Origin of the sequence: Rhodococcus sp. D-46, from assembly GCF_011290655.1 — a bacterium.
GTDB lineage: Bacteria > Actinomycetota > Actinomycetes > Mycobacteriales > Mycobacteriaceae > Rhodococcus_F > Rhodococcus_F qingshengii.
In genome coordinates, this window is the sequence record NZ_JAANTF010000008.1 from 75,155 (window position 1) to 94,189 (window position 19,035).

20 protein-coding genes and 2 pseudogenes are annotated in these 19,035 nt (G+C 60.6%); 7 read left to right on the forward strand and 15 right to left on the reverse strand.

What is annotated here, in order from left to right:
- Positions 1-11: 11 nt before the first annotated feature.
- The 3 genes from G9U53_RS21205 to ctaD are packed head-to-tail and all read right to left on the reverse strand — an operon-like array spanning position 12 to position 2,794.
- Positions 12-830, reverse strand: a complete 819-nt coding sequence (locus G9U53_RS21205; protein ID WP_065456042.1) for a universal stress protein — start codon at positions 828-830, stop codon at positions 12-14.
- On the reverse strand, positions 808-1,059 hold the full coding sequence (locus G9U53_RS21210) for a hypothetical protein (RefSeq protein ID WP_165639155.1): 252 nt from the start codon (positions 1,057-1,059) through the stop codon (positions 808-810). Before G9U53_RS21210 ends, G9U53_RS21205 begins: the two co-directional genes overlap by 23 nt.
- Positions 1,052-2,794: a cytochrome c oxidase subunit I gene (ctaD, locus tag G9U53_RS21215; RefSeq protein WP_165639156.1), complete on the reverse strand. Its 1,743-nt coding sequence runs from the start codon at positions 2,792-2,794 to the stop codon at positions 1,052-1,054. The genes G9U53_RS21210 and ctaD overlap by 8 nt, the downstream gene beginning before the upstream one ends.
- Positions 2,795-2,993: 199 nt before the next feature.
- Between ctaD and G9U53_RS21220 the strand changes: the two genes are divergently transcribed.
- Entirely contained in the window at positions 2,994-3,374 is a 381-nt protein-coding gene (locus tag G9U53_RS21220; RefSeq protein WP_007726436.1) for a VOC family protein, read from the forward strand.
- 3 nt (positions 3,375-3,377) lie between these two features.
- Here G9U53_RS21220 and G9U53_RS21225 read toward each other — a convergent pair whose 3' ends face one another.
- From G9U53_RS21225 to G9U53_RS21235, 3 genes are all read right to left on the reverse strand, one after another.
- Positions 3,378-5,078 (reverse strand): GAF domain-containing protein, encoded by a 1,701-nt coding sequence (locus G9U53_RS21225; RefSeq protein ID WP_165639157.1) that lies wholly within the window; start codon positions 5,076-5,078, stop codon positions 3,378-3,380.
- Positions 5,068-5,799 carry a response regulator transcription factor gene (locus G9U53_RS21230; protein WP_039972719.1) on the reverse strand — a complete coding sequence of 244 codons (732 nt, stop codon included), beginning with the start codon at positions 5,797-5,799 and terminating at the stop codon, positions 5,068-5,070. The genes G9U53_RS21225 and G9U53_RS21230 overlap by 11 nt, the downstream gene beginning before the upstream one ends.
- 234 nt (positions 5,800-6,033) lie before the next feature.
- Complete coding sequence (locus G9U53_RS21235; RefSeq protein WP_037129595.1) at positions 6,034-6,378, reverse strand: nitroreductase/quinone reductase family protein; 345 nt, start codon at positions 6,376-6,378, stop codon at positions 6,034-6,036.
- A 238-nt stretch (positions 6,379-6,616) separates the two neighbouring features.
- On the opposite strand from G9U53_RS21235, the gene G9U53_RS21240 reads away from it, so the two are divergent.
- Positions 6,617-6,838: an RGCVC family protein gene (locus tag G9U53_RS21240; protein WP_003941442.1), complete on the forward strand. Its 222-nt coding sequence runs from the start codon at positions 6,617-6,619 to the stop codon at positions 6,836-6,838.
- A 107-nt stretch (positions 6,839-6,945) separates the two neighbouring features.
- Here G9U53_RS21240 and G9U53_RS21245 read toward each other — a convergent pair whose 3' ends face one another.
- Together G9U53_RS21245 and G9U53_RS21250 are read right to left on the reverse strand one after the other, a co-directional pair.
- Positions 6,946-7,548 (reverse strand): hypothetical protein, encoded by a 603-nt coding sequence (locus G9U53_RS21245; protein WP_081557470.1) that lies wholly within the window; start codon positions 7,546-7,548, stop codon positions 6,946-6,948.
- Positions 7,549-7,571: 23 nt separating this feature from the next.
- Entirely contained in the window at positions 7,572-8,021 is a 450-nt protein-coding gene (locus G9U53_RS21250) for a helix-turn-helix domain-containing protein (protein WP_007726458.1), read from the reverse strand.
- 127 nt (positions 8,022-8,148) lie between these two features.
- On the opposite strand from G9U53_RS21250, the pseudogene G9U53_RS21255 reads away from it, so the two are divergent.
- Positions 8,149-9,276 (forward strand): annotated as a pseudogene (locus tag G9U53_RS21255) (MFS transporter); the annotation flags it as partial.
- Between the two features lie 36 nt (positions 9,277-9,312).
- Here G9U53_RS21255 and G9U53_RS21260 read toward each other — a convergent pair.
- From G9U53_RS21260 to G9U53_RS21275, 5 genes and pseudogenes are all read right to left on the reverse strand, one after another.
- On the reverse strand, positions 9,313-10,563 hold the full coding sequence (locus G9U53_RS21260) for an amidohydrolase (protein ID WP_165639158.1): 1,251 nt from the start codon (positions 10,561-10,563) through the stop codon (positions 9,313-9,315).
- A gap of 97 nt (positions 10,564-10,660) precedes the next feature.
- Positions 10,661-11,083, reverse strand: a complete 423-nt coding sequence (locus G9U53_RS21265; RefSeq protein ID WP_007726468.1) for a hypothetical protein — start codon at positions 11,081-11,083, stop codon at positions 10,661-10,663.
- Between the two features lie 195 nt (positions 11,084-11,278).
- A pseudogene (locus G9U53_RS33600) lies at positions 11,279-11,377 on the reverse strand (FAD-binding oxidoreductase); the annotation flags it as partial.
- A gap of 175 nt (positions 11,378-11,552) precedes the next feature.
- Entirely contained in the window at positions 11,553-12,101 is a 549-nt protein-coding gene (locus tag G9U53_RS21270; RefSeq protein ID WP_003943619.1) for a hypothetical protein, read from the reverse strand.
- Between the two features lie 159 nt (positions 12,102-12,260).
- A complete protein-coding gene (locus G9U53_RS21275) occupies positions 12,261-12,641 on the reverse strand; it encodes a hypothetical protein (RefSeq protein ID WP_207624482.1) in 381 nt (126 codons plus the stop codon).
- 67 nt (positions 12,642-12,708) lie between these two features.
- Here G9U53_RS21275 and G9U53_RS21280 point away from each other — a divergent pair, with 67 nt between their 5' ends.
- The 4 genes from G9U53_RS21280 (at position 12,709) to G9U53_RS21295 (ending at position 17,398) form a co-directional block, all read left to right on the forward strand.
- On the forward strand, positions 12,709-14,424 hold the full coding sequence (locus G9U53_RS21280) for a 3-ketosteroid-delta-1-dehydrogenase (protein WP_075832435.1): 1,716 nt from the start codon (positions 12,709-12,711) through the stop codon (positions 14,422-14,424).
- A gap of 689 nt (positions 14,425-15,113) precedes the next feature.
- A complete protein-coding gene (locus G9U53_RS21285) occupies positions 15,114-15,962 on the forward strand; it encodes a peptidoglycan DD-metalloendopeptidase family protein (protein WP_242692638.1) in 849 nt (282 codons plus the stop codon).
- 244 nt (positions 15,963-16,206) lie between these two features.
- Complete coding sequence (locus G9U53_RS21290; protein WP_064443221.1) at positions 16,207-16,968, forward strand: pentapeptide repeat-containing protein; 762 nt, start codon at positions 16,207-16,209, stop codon at positions 16,966-16,968.
- Positions 16,969-17,026: 58 nt separating this feature from the next.
- A complete protein-coding gene (locus G9U53_RS21295) occupies positions 17,027-17,398 on the forward strand; it encodes a hypothetical protein (protein ID WP_250718746.1) in 372 nt (123 codons plus the stop codon).
- Positions 17,399-17,476: 78 nt separating this feature from the next.
- Here G9U53_RS21295 and G9U53_RS21300 read toward each other — a convergent pair whose 3' ends face one another.
- Positions 17,477-17,818 (reverse strand): hypothetical protein, encoded by a 342-nt coding sequence (locus G9U53_RS21300; protein ID WP_003943650.1) that lies wholly within the window; start codon positions 17,816-17,818, stop codon positions 17,477-17,479.
- Positions 17,815-18,966, reverse strand: a complete 1,152-nt coding sequence (locus G9U53_RS21305; protein ID WP_165639160.1) for an alkane 1-monooxygenase — start codon at positions 18,964-18,966, stop codon at positions 17,815-17,817. Before G9U53_RS21305 ends, G9U53_RS21300 begins: the two co-directional genes overlap by 4 nt.
- Positions 18,967-19,035: the final 69 nt, after the last annotated feature.

Below are 19,035 nucleotides of genomic sequence, written 5' to 3' on the forward strand. Positions count from 1 at the left end.
GACGATCTGATTCAGGCTTCGCTGGCAACGATGACCGGGCAGTGTGCTTTTCGAATCATCGCACTGCTCGTGGTGCCGAGAGCGGTGTCGTCGAACGAGCCTCGCCCACGCCGACCCACGACGAGAAGCCGTGCCTCGGTGGAGAGTTGTTCAAGAATGGCAACCGAGGGGCCGTCGAACTCGATCTGACGGATCGCGACGCCAGGGTAGAGCGTGGCCCAACCCGACAGTTGCCACGTCAGCGGCGTCGAGTGCTGGGGCGCGTGCCCGGATGCGAAGTCTCGACGCAGCTCGGCCTCTGGCGGCGCTGCGTGCACGACGACCAGTTCGGTGTTCGCTGCCTCTGCTTCCTTGAATGCGATGGCCAGAGCGCTTTCGCTGTAGGCGCTTCCGTCCAAACCGACGACAACCGGCAAGGCTGCCGCAGCGCTGCTTTCACGCGGTGTTCCGACTCTTGCGAACGAACATGTCGGTCCAGGTGCGGCGGGATCGTCCTGTGGTGCGACGATCAAGGCGGCCTCAGCTGTCAGCGCGGTGAGAATTGCGGTGTTCTCCCCGGAGATCAGATCGGTCCGGATCCGAAGATCTGGCGACACCGACTCGGCGATCTGAATGGCCTCCATGAACAGGCCGGTCGGCGATGCCGAGGTGTTCAGATCGGCGCTCGGAGCTACGAAAACGATTCGCATCCAGAGACCGTGGCGATGTGCGAACTCAGCCGCCCACGTGATCTCGCCGGGGCGCAGCGGGGATCCGTCGATGCACACGACCACCGCTCCGTCCGCGGACCACTCCGAGGTGATGAGATCAGTCGATAGTTCGGGCTTCATCGTGAACTCCTCGAGCTGTGTCTGTTGAATGCGAACTAGCTTGCAGGACAGTGCCGAACAGCAATCCTGCGACGACTATCGAGCACGCGGCAGTCGTCAGGGGCAACCACACGAGCGTCGTGACAGCGAACATGAGCACGAGCAACGGGGTGAGGAGATGGCCGGGTTTCGCTCGGCATTCGTGGTGCTGCTTTTCTGCCCAGGCTCGGTACTTCGTGCCGTCATTCATGTTGTTTCACCTCAGTTCTCACGTCGGAAACCGACTTGTGACCAAGCAGTCCGACATGCGCCTCGTCGCGCATTCTTTCGACCATGTGGGGGTAGTGCAGTTCGAATGCCGGCCGCTCACTGCGGATTCGGGGAAGTTCGGTGAAGTTGTGTCGCGGTGGTGGGCAGGACGTCGCCCATTCGAGCGAGTTTCCGAAGCCCCAAGGATCGTCGACGGTCACAATTCGGCCGTACCGGTAGCTCTTGAAAACGTTCCAGATGAACGGAATCGTCGAGGCTCCGAGCACAAACGCGCCGATGGTCGAGATCGTGTTGAGAAGAGTGAAATTGTCCGACGGCAGGTAGTCCGCGTACCGCCGAGGCATGCCCTGGGCGCCGAGCCAATGCTGGACGAGAAATGTTGCGTGAAAGCCGATCAGGGTCAACCAGAAATGGATCTTGGCGAGCTTCTCGTCCAACATCCGGCCGGTCATTTTCGGGAACCAGAAGTAGATTCCGGCGTATGTCGCGAACGCGATTGTCCCGAAGAGGACGTAATGGAAATGCGCGACAACAAAGTACGAGTCGGTGACATGAAAGTCCAAGGGCGGGCTGGCAAGGATGACGCCGGAGAGTCCGCCGAACAGGAATGTGACCAGGAAGCCGACGGAGAACAGCATGGGCGATTCGAAAGTCAACTGCCCCTTCCACATGGTGCCGATCCAGTTGAAGAACTTGACTCCGGTGGGAACTGCGATCAGGAAGGTCATGAACGAGAAGTAGGGGAGGAGAACGGCGCCGGTTGCGTACATGTGGTGCGCCCACACAGCGATCGACAGTGCAGCAATTCCCAATGTTGCGTAGACCAATCCGGTGTATCCGAAGATCGGCTTGCGGCTGAAGACGGGGAAGATCTCCGAGACTATGCCGAAGAACGGCAGCGCCAGAATGTAGACCTCGGGATGGCCGAAGAACCAGAACAGGTGCTGCCACAACATGACTCCACCGGTGGCGGGGTCGAACAGGTGCGCTCCCAGGTGCCGGTCCACCCACAGTCCGATCAAGGCAGCAGCGAGCAGCGGAAAAACGAGGAGGATCAGCATGCTGGCGACCAGCGCATTCCACGTGAAGATCGGCATGCGGAACATCGTCATACCCGGGGCGCGCAGGCAGACGATCGTCGAAACGATGTTGACTGCGCCGAGGATGGTGCCGACCCCGCCGAGAGCGAGACCGATGATCCACAGGTCGGCGCCCATGCCGGGGGAGTGGAGTTCGCTGGTGAGCGGTAGGTAGGCGGTCCAGCCGAAATCTGCCGCACCACCAGGTGTTACGAATCCGGCGGACGCGATCAGGCCGCCGAAGAGATAGAGCCAGTAGCTGAAGGCGTTGAGTCGCGGGAAACACACGTCCGGCGACCCGATCTGCAGTGGCATGAGGTAGTTGGCGAATCCGAAGAACACCGGGGTCGCGTACAGCAGGAGCATGATCGTGCCGTGCATGGTGAACAACTGGTTGTACTGCTCGTTGGACAGGAATTGCATTCCCGGAACGGTCAATTCCATGCGCATGAGTAGTGCCATCAGTCCGCCGATCAAGAAGAAGGCAAACGATGTCACGATGTACATCAGACCGATCATCTTGTGATCGGTGGTCCTGAGGATCTCGACCAGTTTCGAACCCTTCGGAGCGGTTCGGGGAATTGCATCGGCGGGGGAATCGACCTCACCGACCGGCCGGGGCGCGAGATCAACCACGACGGCCGCCTACGCACATCGACGTGACGAAAGACCGAGAATGCCTGGGACTGTGGAACATAACGCAATGATCGTGGCGACCGGGAACTCGGACGAGGGGAAAAGGTCCCTAGGATCGGAACAGTGGCATGGCGTAGATCACGTGGTCCGGTACGGTCGAGAGAGTTGTCTTCACGAGCGGAAAGAAAGCGAGATGGTCATGGCATGTCGTATCAGTGAACTGGTGCTCGGTTGCCGGGAACCCGAGGTGCTGGGCCGGTTCTGGTGCGAGGTCCTGGACTTCGTCGTGCTCGATCGAATGGACGACGGTTCGTTGGAGATCGGCCCACGCGAAGGGTTCGGCGGTCCGCAGCCGACGATCATCCTCAGTCGCAGAGACGAACCGGAGAAGGGTAAGCCCCGCCTGCATATCGACGTCAACGCCACCGATCGCGATCAGGAGGCCGAACTGGAACGCCTGTTGAGTCTTGGTGCGCGGCCGGCCGACATCGGCCAGACAGGGCACGAACAATGGCATGTCCTGGCCGATCCGGAAGGTAACGAGTTCTGCCTGCTCAAGGCCCAACTGGATCCGCTCTGACGCTCAAAGATGCTGGATCGGCAACGGACTTCGCCTGGGGCTCAGCGGAACACGCCACACCAGTTCGGTGACACCGTTCTCACTGGTGATGTTGCTCGAGCCTCCGCACTGACGAGCGCGGGTCGCCAGGTTGTCGAGACCGTGGATTCTGGTTGCCTGGTCGATTCCCACACCGTCGTCGACGATGCTGATGACAAGCTCCTCGGTGGCCCGGATGGTGACGTCGATGGCATCGGCATGTGCATGCCGCAGAGCGTTGCTCAAGCCCTCGCGCACAACGGCTTCGGCGTGCGGGGCAAGTCGAGACGGGACGGAACTGTCGATGGTTCCCTCGAAAGTGACGCTGGGAGTGATCGACGAGTGGCCGGACAGACCGTTGACGGCATCGAGTAGTCGCCGCCGCAGGCTTGTGGGAGTAGACATCTCGCTCGTATGGAGGTCGAAGACTGCGGTGCGGATTTCACGGACTGTTCGATCGAGTTGATCGACAGAGGTGTCCAATACGGTTCGAACGGTGTCCTCGTCGCCTGGACGTTGCAGCACCCCCTGCAAACTCAACCCGGTGGCGAACAGCTGTTGGATGACGTGGTCATGGAGATCCCGCGCGATTCGGTCGCGATCTTCGAGGACGTCGACCAGTCTTTCTTTCCGTTGCTGTTCTGCGAATTCGACAGTGACAGAAGCGATGTCTGCCATCGCCGTCAGTTGCTCGATCTCGTCCACTCCCCACGGGCGGTTGCTGCGGCGTGACGCGAAGAGAACACCGCCGCCGAACGAGGTCCCGGAGAGGGGGAGTGCGACCACTGATTCGTCGCCGGAAACGTTCAGTGCCGGAACGGAACTGCCATGTGGTGCAGAGATCGGCCGCCGGCTCCGCGCAGCGTCGTCGATCACGGTCCCGGACAGATCGACGGCTGATCCGGTCGCGGGGACAGGCTGGGAATCAGCAGCATCGGCGACGTGGACTACCGGCTCTCTGCCGAGGTCGTAGCGAACGACGCACACAAGATTTCCATCCGTGAGGTGCCGCGTCGTCCGAACCAGTTCCGCCAGCGTCTCGTCGCGGGATCCGCCGCTGAGCAGACGTGCATTGACGGCTGCGACGGCCTTGAGCCAGGCTTCTCGCGTCCGGGATTCCTCGAACAGACGCGCATTGTCGATGGCGATGCTCGCAGCATTTGCCAGAATCTGGAGTACAGCCTCGTCGCGGTCGTCGAATGCAGTCCGTTCCGAGCTGTCCGCGAGGTAGATGCTGCCGAACACCTCGCCCCTGACGAAGATCGGAACACCGAGAAACGTGTCCATCGGCGGGTGATTGGTCGGAAACCCTGTCGAGCACGGATGCGAGGAGATTCGGTCGGTTCGAACCGGGCACGGTTCTCGAACGACCAGGCCCAGCAGGCCGTGTCCTTCGGGAAGATGCCCGATCTTGGCAACCTGCCCTTGAGTCAAACCGGAGTGGATGAATCGGGACAAGCGTCCGTCGGGGGATTTCACGCCGAGCGCGCCGTAGTCCGCTTCGAGGAGATGTCGCGCGACGTCGACTATCTGTTGCAGGGTTTCGTCGAGCTGGAGTGTGGACCCGACGGTCAACACGGCACTGAGCAGTTTGGGAATTGCAGTCGGGTTTAGAGCAGTCAGCTCCGCGCTTCCGGCGATGTCGCCGAAAAGGCTGAGCATGAGCGCGTCGCGGCTACCTGGCATGGTGCGTGCCCGTGGTGGCGGAAAAGGGCGAGCCGGACGGCGTCAGCAGGTGAGTGGTCGCCTGGCCCGAAGGATCCGGGTGCGAAGTGCCCGCACGAAGCTTTGTCGCCAGAACTGCGGCCTGCGTTCGACGTTCGAGACCCAGTTTCTCGAGGATGCGTGAGACGTAGTTCTTGACTGTTTTCTCCGAGAGTTCTGCGTGCGAGCTGATCTCTCGATTGCTCAGTCCCTTGCCGATCAACTCGAAGATCAAGAGCTCCTGATCGGTCAACAGGGCTGCCGCAGTACCCGACTCCTGTTCGGACCGGATGCGCCGGACCAAACCGATCACCGCCTGGGTGTTCAACAGCGACTTGCCGGTAGCAACCGTGCGGATCGCCGACACCAGGTCGTGGCCGCGGATGTTCTTGAGGACGAATCCTCGTGCGCCGGCGATCAGGGCGTCGAGCAGTGCGTCGTCGTCGGAGTACGACGTGAGCATCAAAGTGGCGGCGCTCGGGTAGGTCGACGCCAGTTCTCGGCACAGTTCCACACCGTTACCGTCGGGAAGTCTGACGTCCATGACAACCACGTCGGGTCGGCATTCGGGTATTCCGGCCGAGGCTTCGCGAACACACGACGCCTCGCCAACAACGTTGAATCCCGATACCTGATTCAACAGGTCTGCCAATCCACGACGGACGATCTCGTGGTCGTCGACCAGATAGATGCCGATCGTCACGGTGGTCACCTCTTCCAGCTCACGCCTGCCGTCGATGTTACCGGACGGTAATGTCCCGACAGGATCGGGTTGTCCGACCGATGGTCGACAAAAAACCCGCGTCGAAGGGTGCGAGACCGAGTCTCGATTGCACAGAGTCAAAGGTCCCGACCGTCACGAGATCTGAATCACCCAGATCTCGTGAGGCGGTGGGTGTGAGCTGAATGTGATTGCACCGGTGGCTGTTCGATCCGCTCAGTCGACGGGAGCGAGTTCGACGGAGACGTAGACACCCTTGCCTTTTCGGTGTGCGAGTGCCTCGCCGGGGCGATCGATACCGTCCAGTTGGAGAACGATCGGACCTTGTTCCGGGTAGAAATTGCGCCACCAACTCTTCTTGTCTGGCATGGCAACGCCGATCGTCACATGGTCGCCTTTTCGTTTGTAGGACACGGGCGCGCTGAAGGTGCGACCGGACTTGCGTCCGACGTAGGTGATGACGGTCATGGAACGGCCCAGTAGTTTGCCTACGATCGGAGCGCCGATCAGTGGTTGGACCACTACGTTCACGGCGGCGGATACACGTTGGAAAGTGTTCACGAGAAGCCCTTTCACGACGAATGCTGCACGAATTCGAATCCTGCACGGAAATGGTGCGTGCAGTAGTTCTATCCTGCTCGACCGGGAATGTCGCGTGGGCAGAAATTGGTACAAACCGGTGTGCCGAAGCGAGTAGCGTGGGGTACGTCGAGGGTCATTCGAATATGCGCGGTCAAGCCATGTCGTCCTCGACGCCAACCCGGTCTGTGGTCGAACGGCCGAGAACTGGAGCGCCGGTATGGCGTCGAACCCGTCCGATGTGTCGAATGCACGAGGGCAATCCGAGTCGACTGACGAGGATCAGAAAACACCGTCGATCTGCCCGGCGTGTCAGCACAGTATGGAATCCCACGATCCGCTCGGGGTTCGCTTCTGCGCAGTGACTGCCGACCGCGGTCTCGATCGAAAGTGCATCTGCGCTGCAGATCGCGAGGAGATGCAGCACTACTCGCGATACTGATCCGCCTGGGCATCACATCAATTCATACGCCAAGATTCGACTGTCACCTCGACGACACTGCCCGCGCCACTGAACGCGCCGCGGGTGAACCGCACTGAGTGACAGATTCACCCTCGTTGCGACCACTTGCTGCGCAGAAGCATCAGTGCGGTAAGGGTGAGGCCCCATCCGATCGTGGACAGTGCGACGCCCACGCCTGCCTGTCCGGTGACATCAGTACTGGCGTCGATGCTGAATGCGGTGGTGAATCCCGCAGCAGTGCCGGCAGCGGCCGTCATACCGCCGGCCTTCATCCATCGCGAGCAATGGGCGGAACCGAAACACGCCAGAATCACTGTCAGTCCACAGGCGACGACCTGCCAGGTGGGGAACTGTGTCGGGGCAGGCAGGCCGGGGCCGCGGAATCCGCCTTTGTAGTCGGCTGACCAGCTGAGCCAGCCCATGCAAGACAGAAAGCCCAGTGCAAAGGCCAACAGGCCGGTGCTCCACAGTCCGAGTGAGCCCGATCCCGTGTGCCCGCCGCCGAGGGCGGTCGTGGAGTGCTCCAGGCCAGTTCGTTCCGAACGCCAGATTGTCCAGATGATGCTCGCGCCGATAGTTGCGGGCACGCCGACGAAGATGAATGCAATCCAGAGAAACTGCGGCCAGGAGAACTCGAGATCGACAGTCATAGTCGGAGTATGCGCGCACTTCGAATCATGTGCGCCCATCTGTCAATCTGGCGAGTTGCGGGTCAACCTTCCTCGACCTTCTCCACATGTGTACTTGTAGGGTCCAGGTCGATATTCCGTGTGTTGATCAGTCGAAGCCTGGGAACCGGATCGCCCGTGGTGTCGTCGATCAAGATCGAGTGTGGCTCACCGTCATCGAAGGCGTGGCGCTCTCCCCACTGTCGCAGGCTAATGATCACGATGAACAGATCCATACCGCGTTCGGTCAGGATGTACTCGTTGCGGGTACCTTGCGCGTTCGGTTGGACTTCGAAGATTCCCTGCTCGACAAGGACTTTGAGCCTGTCCGTGAGAATGTTCTTTGCGATGCCCAGGTTTCGTTGAAACTGACTGAATCTCGATGACCCGTCGAAGGCGTCACGCACGATCAGCAGCGACCATCTGTCGCCGATGATGTCGGCCGCTCGGGCCGTCGGGCAGTGCGGGTCCGTCCATTGTGCGCGATCCGGCATCAAGTTCCTCATTGGTTGCGTTTTGAAACTGTATTGACGTAACCTCCAAATGGTATCAAAACGCAACCAAGTTGAGGTGGAAGTGACTGCACGTCATGCTGTCGAGAACGCGCGGGGCAAGTTGAAAATGTCTCGCGGACTTCGCCTGTTGCTCGCAGTGCTCTGCGGGGTCTCGGTAGCCAACATCTACTACGCACAGCCGCTCCTCGGGCAAATAGGCTCGGATCTTTCCATTCCTCCGGCCGGCCTCGGTTTCGTAGTCGCACTCGCCCAACTCGGTTATGTGGTGGGGTTGATCGTGTTGGTGCCATTGAGCGATCTCGTGAATCGAAAGAAATTGATCGCAATCCAGATCGTCGCTGCTGCAACGGGAACGATGCTTGTTGCTCTGGCCACCACGAATCTGCAGCTGTTGATCGGGATGGCGGTCGCAGGCACGTTCTCGGTAGTTGTTCAAGTCATAGTTGCCTATGCTGCGGCAATCAGTGACCCGGACGAGCGGGGCGCAAACATCGGTGTCATCACCAGCGGCGTTGTCGTCGGCATCATCCTCGCTCGGACTGTCGCCGGCGCAGTTGCGGATCTGGCAGGCTGGCGGGCGGTCTACGCGGGATCCACTTTCATTTCGGTACTGGTCGCGGCCGTCGCGCTGACGATGCTGCCGAAAGATCCTCGTTCGCAACACGATAGGCGTTCGTACGTGCGTGCAATGGGGTCTGTCGTGACGTTGACGCTTACGAACCGACTGTTTCGCACCCGGGCCCTGATCGCCTTGTTCCTTTTCGCGTCCTTTGGTGCTTTGTGGAGCGGAATGGCCCTGCCGTTGAGTGAGGAACCATGGCGGTTGTCGACCACACAGATCGGGCTCTTCGGAATCGCAGGATTGGTTGGAGCATTGGGCGCGGTCGGTGCCGGTCGGTGGGCCGATCAAGGCAAAGCGCAACGCGTCACCGGGGCGTCGTTGGTCGTTCTCTTGCTGTCGTGGGTATTCAACGCGCAGGCGACGCACTCGCTGGTGTTACTCGTAGTCGGTGTTGTTGCGTTGGACTTCGCCGTGCAGGCTGTTCATGTCACGAGCCAGAATCTGATCGTCGCGAACACACCGGAATCGTCGGGGCAGATCATCGGTAGTTACATGGTGTTCTATTCGTTGGGCAGCGCGGCTGGGGCGGTTTCCACCACTATGGTTTTCGACGCGGCAGGGTGGGGCGCTGCAAGTATTCTCGGCGGCGCCTACGCGTTTGCAGCCTTGATCGAATGGACGATCGATCGATTGCGGACCCGCAACACTCTAGGGAGTTGGGAGCCACGTCCTGGCCGCGACGACCAAGGCGTTCACACCGATGGTCAGGGTCGGCTCGATCACGGGAGAGTAGTGCGGAGAGTGGTTCGACGGCACGGTTCGCAAAGCCGGATCAGTCATGTCACCTGTCGTGAACAGTGAAGGGTCGGTACCGCCCAACAGCCAGTACGACAGTGGCGCACCGGCACTGGTCGCGAGAATGCCGACATCTTCACTACCTGCTCCCGCTCCGGGATCGAGAATCTTGTTCGTCCCCAACCATTCGGCAAACGCATCGAGTGTCTTGTCCAGCGCTGCCGGATCATTGACGACGATCGGAAAGTGCTCCGTCTCGGTGATGGTCGGTGGGGTGGGTGCACCGGCGGTGGCCGCTTCGCCCCGGACGATGCGGTCGACGCTGTCCAGGATGCGCTGACGCACACCTGCGTCGTAGCTGCGGATGTTGAGTTGCAGTTCTGCTTCGCCGGGAATGACGTTGGCGGCATCTCCAGCATGGATGGAGCCGACGGTGAGGACAGCTGTGGCAGTACTCGGGACCTCGCGTGAGATGACAGTTTGCAAACGCAACACGGTTTCGGCTGCCATGACCACGGGATCGACCGAGTTCTCCGGCATAGATCCGTGGGCGCCCTTTCCGACCAGTCTCACACGAAGTGAGTCCGATCCCGCATACGAGGGGCCGGCGTGCCCGGCGATCGTGCCTGCCGGTAGCGGCGATACATGTTGTCCGAGAACGATGTCGGGCCTCGGGAATCGCTCGAACAGTCCGTCGTCGACCATGGCTTGCGCACCCGCGCCAAGTTCCTCAGCCGGTTGGAAGACGAGGACAAGAGTGCCAGACCAGGTCGTCGTATCCTGAGAGAGGATCCGGGCCGCACCGAGTAAGCAGGTCGTATGCAGGTCATGGCCGCACGCGTGGCTGACCGAGACGGTCTTTCCCTGATCGTCGGTCGTTGTTACGGTACTGGCGTAGTCCAATCCGGTTTCTTCCCGAACCGGGAGGGCGTCCATATCCGCACGCAGCAGCGCTGTGGGGCCCACTCCGTTCTTCAGGACTCCGACGACTCCGGTAGTCCCGACATCGGTGGTGGTGTCGAATCCAAGTGCTGTTAAATGTCTTTCCACCAGACTGGATGTTCGTTGCTCGTGAAACCCCAGTTCCGGATGGCTGTGGAGGTCCTTGTACAGGTCGATCAAATCCAGATCCACGGCGATCGTTTCGTGCACTGACGAGGTCATGAGTGTCCTCTCGGTAGCGTCTTTTCAGGCTAACCGGGATGACGGGTCGGTAAACAGGACCTTAGGTCCAACGGTGCCGGTGATGCGGAGTCTGGTGCTACGGCACGTAGAACGATGTGACACCTGGGGTGATGATGGATCCGGCCACGGACAGCACGGCAACAGCGACTTGACCGGTCCCGGTCTGCACGATCGCCTCTGCTGGGACTCCGTTGAGACCGTCCGAGAGCCGAGCCGAGCCGGAGGCCCCGGTCGAAAGGTTCAGCCAGCGCACTTCGGACGAGAGCAGGCATCCCCACCGGCCTTCCTTGCCTCCGGTGATCGTCACCGTGCCGGGTTGTTCACCGACGACAGCTACGCAGCGGACGGCCGGCGCGTCGAAGCTGCCGTTCGGGTTGCCGTACGGCGCAGGGTTGACCTGGAATGGAATGGTCACCGCGGCGGATGCGAGCGCTACCGACGTCAGAGTAGAAGCGATCACGACGGATGTGCAGACGCTCAGTCGGCGAACGAGATTCATCACGGAGGCCTCCAGCCATGTCCAGGTGATTTGCTTGTCTTCCCCGACGTAACGTTTTGGTCGTAGCTTCCCTTCTTGCATCGCCGCATTGAAGACGACAGCCTCACCGTATCCGGTTGCACAGGAGAATTCAGGTACTCGTCGCTATTCGCTACATGTGGCGGCCTCAGATGCCGTCCGTCGAACCGCCTCTGCCGTCGTCGAAGCACGTACTACGGCAACCGGTGTTCCGGCTGCGGGATCGAAACTCCAGTCCTGCCGATAGGACTGGAGTAGATCTGGATCTGTGATCATCGCACCTGGCGACAATCGCTGGGCGAGCGTGTTCAAAGCGTCGACACTACCATGATCTGGTTTCAGCCTTCCGCTCCGAGATGTGAAACTCATTGTGTCCAAGGCATGTCCGTGGACCCGAGAGTTGAAAGTCAGTATCTCGAGTGCGGTTGAGATCCACCGAATATGGCGTACGTCATATGTTGCTGAGGTCGGTCAGTACCTGATCGAAGGCGCCGGTACGTCCAGGTGTCACTACCTTCTGAAACAGTGTCAGGACACATTCGTCAAGGGCGTCCGTTGCCGTGAGGGTTCTTCTGGCGACGGTGCTTCTACCGGACCATCGGCCACGTTCCATGTGTGCCAATGCGATTCCGTCACGCCGGGCTGTTGCCTTTCGGCCCGATGAATGAACGAAGAGGTATGTTCTGCCCGCGATATCGACTTCGCACAGCTTGTTCTTGCGGCGCATGGCCTTGGGCTTCTGGTCGATCAGGGTCCCGATCGTTCCGTCGGACAATCGAAGTGATGCAGGTCGGCCTTTACGGAATGTGAGCCTGGATCGATCCTGCTCGGCTGTTGACGATTTCCTCTTCCGCCCGCCGGCAACGCTCTCCGATCCGTCGTCGGATGCGGGAATCAGTTCGCCTTGAACGTTCCCCGACGGATCGAATATCGATACGGCCGAACCACCTTCGGCGAGGTTGACGAACCAGCCGGTCTCTGTAGGGGTGTTCCATTTCATGTAGATGATTATTCTTCATCAGTGCCGAGGAACATCAGCCGACAGCCCGAGACGAGGATCGCGGTCAGGATTCGACAGTCACCTCGATCACGCCATCGTCGCCGTTGAAACGAACCGCCGGCCAGTACCCGTCCATGAAATGCAAACCGCACGAGTCTGTCAGACGTTGACAATCGCTTCGACGGCCAGACGGTGAAGAGCCTGGTGCTGCTCGAAGACGTGGCGTAGGCGGGGAAGCATGCCGCGTACAGCGTCGGGGTCGAGGGAGTGTGCGATGAAGCTGACAGTGCGCCCGTCGACGTTGCAGGTCAGGCTGTAGTAGTCGTCGTCCAATCGCTCACCGTCGGACGAGACGTAATACCCGCGGACAAAGGTGCCGAGCGTTTCGTCGACGATGCCGAAGCTGGGATTTGTCCTCACGTGAGCAGCGTAGACATCGAAGAAGGCAAGCCGCGATTCTGCTGGGGCGGGCACAACGCCCGACCCGTGGCAGGAGCCGTTCTTCGCCAATCCACTCGCAATGTCCCGCTGACTGGGCATCCGGAACCTTCTGCGCCGCGACTGCCTTAGCGTTCTACGTCGATAACCACGTGAAGGGATTTGTTCAATGGCGAAGAATCAGGCACCCCCCGCGACACAAGCCAAGGACATCGTTGTCGATCTACTGGTGATCGGGTCCGGTACCGGCATGGCTGCCGCCCTCACCGCGAACGAGCTCGGCTTGTCCACGCTGATCGTGGAGAAGACGCAGTACGTTGGCGGTTCGACGGCGCGGTCCGGTGGAGCGTTCTGGATGCCTGCCAACCCGATCTTGGCGAAAGCCGGTGCGGGCGACACCGTTGAGCGCGCGAAGACATACGTGCGGTCGGTGGTCGGTGATACTGCCCCTGCCCAACGTGGGGAGGCATTCGTCGACAACGGTGCGGCCACCGTCGACATGCTTTACCGCACGACGCCCATGAAGTTCTTCTGGGCCAAGGAATACTCCGATTACCACCCCGAACTGCCGGGAGGTAGCGCCGCCGGACGTACCTGCGAGTGCCTGCCGTTCGACGCGTCGGTACTCGGCGCGGAACGCGGTCGCCTGCGGCCCGGTTTGATGGAAGCCGGACTGCCGATGCCGGTGACAGGTGCGGACTACAAGTGGATGAACCTGATGGTGAAGAAGCCGAGCAAGGCTTTCCCTCGCATCATCCGCCGCCTGGCGCAGGGCGTTTACGGCAAGTACGTACTCAAGCGTGAATACATCGCAGGCGGTCAGGCGCTCGCCGCCGGCCTGTTCGCAGGTGTGGTCCAGGCCGGTATCCCGGTGTGGACGGAAACGTCGTTGGTTCGGCTCATCACCGAAGATGGCCGCGTAACGGGTGCAGTTGTGGTGCAAGACGGACGTGAAGTGACGGTGACCGCTCGGCGTGGTGTCGTTCTGGCAGCCGGCGGGTTCGACCACAACATGGAGTGGCGCCACAAGTACCAGTCGGAGAGGCTCGGTGAGCACGAGAGCCTGGGCGCAGAGGGCAACACCGGCGAAGCGATCGAGGCAGCACAAGAGCTCGGCGCAGGTATCGGATCGATGGATCAGTCGTGGTGGTTCCCGGCGGTGGCAAGCATCAAGGGCCGCCCGCCGATGGTGATGCTCGCAGAGCGTGCGCTGCCAGGCTCGTTCATCGTCGACCAGACCGGTCGTCGATTCGTGAACGAGGCGACGGACTACATGTCGTTCGGCCAGCGCGTGCTCGAACGGGAAAAGGCCGGAGATCCGGCCGAGTCGATGTGGTTTGTTTTCGACCAGGAGTACCGCAACAGCTACGTGTTCGCAGGCGGTATCTTCCCCCGTCAGCCGCTTCCGCAGGCATTTTTCGACTCCGGCATCGCGCACAAGGCGAGCAGTCCGGTCGAGCTTGCCCGCAAGGTCGGTCTTCCCGAGGAGGCTTTTGCCGAGTCCTTCGAGAAGTTCAACGAGGCCGCTGCTGCCGGTAGCGATGCGGAATTTGGTCGCGGCGGAAGTGCATACGATCGGTACTACGGCGACCCGACAGTGTCCCCGAACCCGAACCTGAGGAAGCTCGACACGAGTGCCCTCTACGCGGTGAAGATGACGCTCAGCGACCTCGGCACCTGCGGCGGTGTGCAGGCGGACGAGCATGCACGCGTGCTTCGTGAGGACGGCAGCGTGATCGACGGCCTGTATGCGATCGGCAATACTGCGGCCAACGCATTCGGTCACACCTACCCGGGCGCCGGTGCAACGATCGGCCAGGGGCTGGTTTACGGATACATTGCCGCTCACCACGCAGCCGAGAAAGTAGCTTCGACTCAGCAGTAGATCCACTAGGCAACAGATCGCCGAACGGGAGATCAGCACGCGTTTCCGATGCCGGGAACGTGCACTGGTCTCCCGTTCGGCTTGTAGGAGCAATGCCGCCTGTATGTCCCATCTCGGTAACGCTGACGCGCCGGGTGATCAAGACGCGGTATCGTCTCCAGAAGTGACATGGGGCACTGGCGATTGTTCGACCAGATGCCATCCACCGAAGGCGCGCCTGATATCGACCGGTCGGGTCGAATGCGCAAAAACAGGTATGTACCCAGGTAATTCAACCGTGGTGTGGAGCGTCGTGAAGCGACAGCGTATGAGGTGATTCCTCATCCGCAACGCAAGGATCTCCATGTTCCACCCCCTTTCCGACCATCCGGGTAGACACCCGCCCTGTCGATCTTCGAATGAGAAGCCTTCGGTTTGTTCCGGCATTCGTAGTCCTCGATCAACGATCGATTCAGGCACTGCCTCGATGTAGAACCCGTATCTCCTGTGCTGTCACCAGGAGTTGCAGACCTGCGGGTCTATGCGCGCGCTCGCGTTCGAGAGCGGTCACCGTACCTCTCTCCATGGCGCGATCCGAACATTTCACTCCAACGGAGTCTTGGTGCGATACACCGAGTAGCTCAGCACGTATTGAGTGCTGTCTGCGGGTAGAGCCTGCACCTGCTCCGAGCACATCAGTCAAGGAAAACATGAGTAAGCACAGAAAACACAAGCCTTCCAGCACAAAACGATTCATCGCCGTAACTGCGGGACTGGGCGCCCTTGTGGGGGCCGGAGCAGTAGCCAATGCAGGTACCGCCGGTGCGCAGGGCTGGTCGGCGAGTTGCAATTGGGAGTGGCCGGTAAGCGGATCACTTTCGCAGGGTTACCACGCGGGACATGACGGAGTCGACTTCGCTGTCAACGTCGGCACCGCGCTCCACGCGCCCACATCGGGCACGATTTCTGTTGCCGGACCCAATGATCCGGGTGGATATGGAACGTACATCCAGTTGGAAGCGGACAGTGGCGAGCAGATTCAGATGGGCCACCTCTCCGAAACATGGGTCGGTGTGGGGCAACACGTCGAGGTAGGCGACGAGATCGGGGCAACGGGTAACACCGGTAGCTCCACCGGCCCACATCTGCATCTCCGCATTCACAGTGGAGGCGCCGTCGATCCCATGTCCTTCCTGAGTTCGATCGGGGCGTGCGATACCGGGTCGAGTATTGCTCCCGCGCCCGCGCCCGCGCCCGCGCCCGCGCCCGCGCCCGCGCCCGCGCCCGCGCCCGCGCCGGCACAGGACGTAGCACCCGAATTTGCACCGGAACCGGCGCCTGCTCCCGTTGTCTACTCTGAGACATCCGAATCTGCACCGGTAGAAAGCATTCCGGAGTCGGAGACTCCAGCGCCCGGCTCAGAGGTAGTCGTTGCAGCCGGTGATACATTGTTCGACCTCGCGACAGAACGAGGTCTCACCTGGCAGCAGGTGTGGGACATGAATCCGCAGATCGTCAATCCCGATCAGATCCTTGTGGGCGACGTGATCAACTTGTGAGAGTTGATAATTCGATACTGATCCGGAGATGAGTCAACGGCTCGTACACGACCGGTTTCAGTACCCCAGTTGACTCCGAGTTCCACTTCGTGCGCGTGAGCGCTGCAGCCGGGCCGTGCATTTCACGGTCCGGCTGTTTTGCGCGCTCCGAGAAGTGATTCCTACCGAAGTACTAATGTGTGGTGGTTCGCTTCTCGGGCAGCCACGGCCAATCAATGGGGATCTTGCCGATACTATTGAGCCCGTGAACCGGTCCGCGATCACCTCCCTACGTCGACGTTGGTCAGATGAGGGCGTCGATAATTTACGGGCGCAGCTGCTCGATCAGTCGCGGATCGTCAAGCCGCCCCACACTCTCGTCTCCCCATGGGCGGAGACCGATGACGGGCTGATCGATGTGCGTGGCCTGACAGCGGGTAGCGCTGGATTGGACATCCGGTATCTCACGTTGGAACGGATTGATCTGAGTTTCGCTCGGGGTCCGATCTCCGTCTTCGAATCCGAATTATTCGACTGCCGTTTCGATTTCGTGGCACTGACCGGACAGCCCCGTTTCAATCGCCGATTCGAACGGTGCAGTTTCCGGGGTGCGACGCTCTCTCGTCTGGCGCTCGGACCGAGGGTCGTCGATTGCGATTTCACTGGAGCCAAAGCACGCGGGCTCCGCTCCGTGCCCAATACTGTGTTCGAACGATGCGCATTCGACGACACAGACCTGACTGGTGCGCAGTTCGCCGATACCTCATTCGTGGAGTGCACTTTCGGCGGCGCACGATTCTCGGCGGCCACGAGTTTTGTGCGGTGTTCCTTCACCCGGACCGCTGTCGAGTTCTCCGAGGCGCAAGTGTCGCGAACAACGTGTGACGGCACCGCGATTCCGGATCAATGGGAAGGTGAGGCCGATTCAGCAGTCGCACTGGAGCGGTATGCCGGTCGATATGCCCGAGCACTTGGCGTGGGGGACACAGAGGGTATGGCCCTCGATCCTGAAATGGATGATTCGTAAAGGGGGCAGATCGATGACTCGCGGGGTCACGTTCAGGACAGTATTCGGTGGACCGTCGGTGCCGCTTGACTTCATCGAGGAGTTGACTCGGCTCAGACACCGGCTGAGGGGCATCGCGATGCAGTACGACTTCGATCTGTTTGTTGTCGTTGGTGGCGACATCTCCGTGGTGACCGATCCGACCGGGATCCGGCTTCCGCGTGTATTTCTGGGCAGGCGTACCGCTACGGCGCAGGTACAGATGAACACTGACGACGTGATGGGGGTGCCCGACCCGCGTGCATTTCTGTACACGACGATCCATGCGGCACTGACGGAACTGATCACGCGTGTCTCAGACCGCGACAACGACTTCGATGCGGACGGGGAGCGAGCGAAGATCGAGTTCTTGATCCTCGATGACATTGGCGAGCGCGAATCAAAGCTGTGATGGCAAATGACAAATGCTGCGCTCCCGAATTCGTCAGGCCGTTGTCACTCTCTGGCATCAAACACTGCGGTGACCACTTCACAGAAAATCGCCGGGTGCCGGCAATGGACGAACCTCACTATGAGTTCTGCGGTGCGCGGTAGCGGTGACAAGTAGGTAGCGTTCAGCTGCGGCGTAGTCGGTGATCGATGTTCCGTCGGGCCCGGGGGTTTGAGTGATCAGGTCGAGGTATCGGCGGCGATAGAGGTATGCGTCGGGCTGGGTCAACAGGTACTCCGCGGCAGCGACGACGTCCAGGCTCGGTGCGGCTCGTCTGAGCCGGGTGCGCGCCGGCTGGTACGCAGCTCTGGCGTGTTTGGTCGGCCCGGTGGCCGTGTAGTGCCCGTCGCTGTGGTCGTCGTCTCGGGCATTGTCATTCATATCGTCGCCTTGGTGTGAATGAGCTCGACGTTGCCGTTGTAGTAGCCGAGGACACGGTGATCCATCATCCGCCGCCACAGTGGTGGTACGGCAGCGCAGACGATCATCACCGCGTATCCGGCAGGGAGTTGCGGAGCGGTTGGAGCGCTGCGCAGAGATTGGTAGCGCAGACGCGGATTCGCGTGATGGTCACTGTGTCGTTGTAATTGGTACAGGAACAAATTGGACAAGAGATGATCACTGTTCCAACTGTCTTCGGGCCGGGCTTTGACAAAGCTGCCGTCTTGTCTTCGCGCACGGAGCAATCCGTAGTGTTCGAGGTAGTTTGCGGCCTCGAGGAACGTGATCCCGGCCAAGGCTTGCAGGAGCAGCCAGGGCAGTATCTGCCACCCGAATAAGGTGATCAACGTCCCGAACAGTGCGGCGCTCAGCGACCATGCCTGCAAGATGTTGTTTCGAGGCGACAGTGCGGGTGAACCCTGCCGGCGCAGGCGTGCTGATTCGATCCGCCAGCCCGATTTCAGACCTCCGAATACGCTGCGGGGCAGGAATATCCAGAACGATTCCCCGAAACGAGCACTGGCGGGATCGCTCGGCGTCGCAACGTTGACGTGGTGACCGTGATTGTGCTCGATGTAGAAGTGCCCGTAGAACGATTGAGCGAGCACAATTTTCGCCAACCGCCGCTCGAGGCGGCTGCTCTTGTGGCCTAGTTCGTGTGCGGCATTGATACCGACGCCCGCAACGACGCCGACGGTCATCGCCAGTGCGATCTTCTCTCCGGTTGCCATCGGGGCGTGCGCCCAACACCATGCGGCGAAGACGAGGCCAGCGTATTGAAGTGGCACGAACAGGTAGGTACACCAGCGGTAGTAGCGGTCGTCCTGCAATGCCGCGATCACGTTGTCGGGTGGGCTGCGGCCATCTGCGCCGACTGCGACGTCGACGATCGGGATGACGAGAATCAGGATCCAGGCACCGGTCGCCCAGAACAGGCCGAGGTGCAAATATTCGACCAGCAGCCAGGACAGGAAGGGACTCAGCGGGATCAGCAATCCCAACGGCCACCAGTAACGCTTCCGATCCCGCCATGCAGGAGCGTCGACACCTGCTTCGGCGCTCGCTCGAATGTCGTCGGTGTCTGTCATCGAAACTTCTCGAGCACGGGAAAGTGGAATACGGTCATTGCTCTCCAACGGTTCGTGCGGACTTTCGAA

Coding starts and splice junctions, on each gene's coding strand:
- G9U53_RS21205 (WP_065456042.1), bottom strand. CDS start 830: ATGAAGCCCGAACTATCGACTGATCTCATCACCTCGGAGTGGTCCGCG.
- G9U53_RS21210 (WP_165639155.1), bottom strand. CDS start 1,059: ATGAATGACGGCACGAAGTACCGAGCCTGGGCAGAAAAGCAGCACCAC.
- G9U53_RS21220 (WP_007726436.1), top strand. CDS start 2,994: ATGGCATGTCGTATCAGTGAACTGGTGCTCGGTTGCCGGGAACCCGAG.
- G9U53_RS21225 (WP_165639157.1), bottom strand. CDS start 5,078: ATGCCAGGTAGCCGCGACGCGCTCATGCTCAGCCTTTTCGGCGACATC.
- G9U53_RS21240 (WP_003941442.1), top strand. CDS start 6,617: ATGGCGTCGAACCCGTCCGATGTGTCGAATGCACGAGGGCAATCCGAG.
- G9U53_RS21245 (WP_081557470.1), bottom strand. CDS start 7,548: ATGGGCGCACATGATTCGAAGTGCGCGCATACTCCGACTATGACTGTC.
- G9U53_RS21250 (WP_007726458.1), bottom strand. CDS start 8,021: ATGCCGGATCGCGCACAATGGACGGACCCGCACTGCCCGACGGCCCGA.
- G9U53_RS21260 (WP_165639158.1), bottom strand. CDS start 10,563: ATGACCTCGTCAGTGCACGAAACGATCGCCGTGGATCTGGATTTGATC.
- G9U53_RS21265 (WP_007726468.1), bottom strand. CDS start 11,083: ATGAATCTCGTTCGCCGACTGAGCGTCTGCACATCCGTCGTGATCGCT.
- G9U53_RS21270 (WP_003943619.1), bottom strand. CDS start 12,101: ATGAAATGGAACACCCCTACAGAGACCGGCTGGTTCGTCAACCTCGCC.
- G9U53_RS21275 (WP_207624482.1), bottom strand. CDS start 12,641: ATGCCCAGTCAGCGGGACATTGCGAGTGGATTGGCGAAGAACGGCTCC.
- G9U53_RS21280 (WP_075832435.1), top strand. CDS start 12,709: ATGGCGAAGAATCAGGCACCCCCCGCGACACAAGCCAAGGACATCGTT.
- G9U53_RS21285 (WP_242692638.1), top strand. CDS start 15,114: ATGAGTAAGCACAGAAAACACAAGCCTTCCAGCACAAAACGATTCATC.
- G9U53_RS21300 (WP_003943650.1), bottom strand. CDS start 17,818: ATGAATGACAATGCCCGAGACGACGACCACAGCGACGGGCACTACACG.
- G9U53_RS21305 (WP_165639160.1), bottom strand. CDS start 18,966: ATGACAGACACCGACGACATTCGAGCGAGCGCCGAAGCAGGTGTCGAC.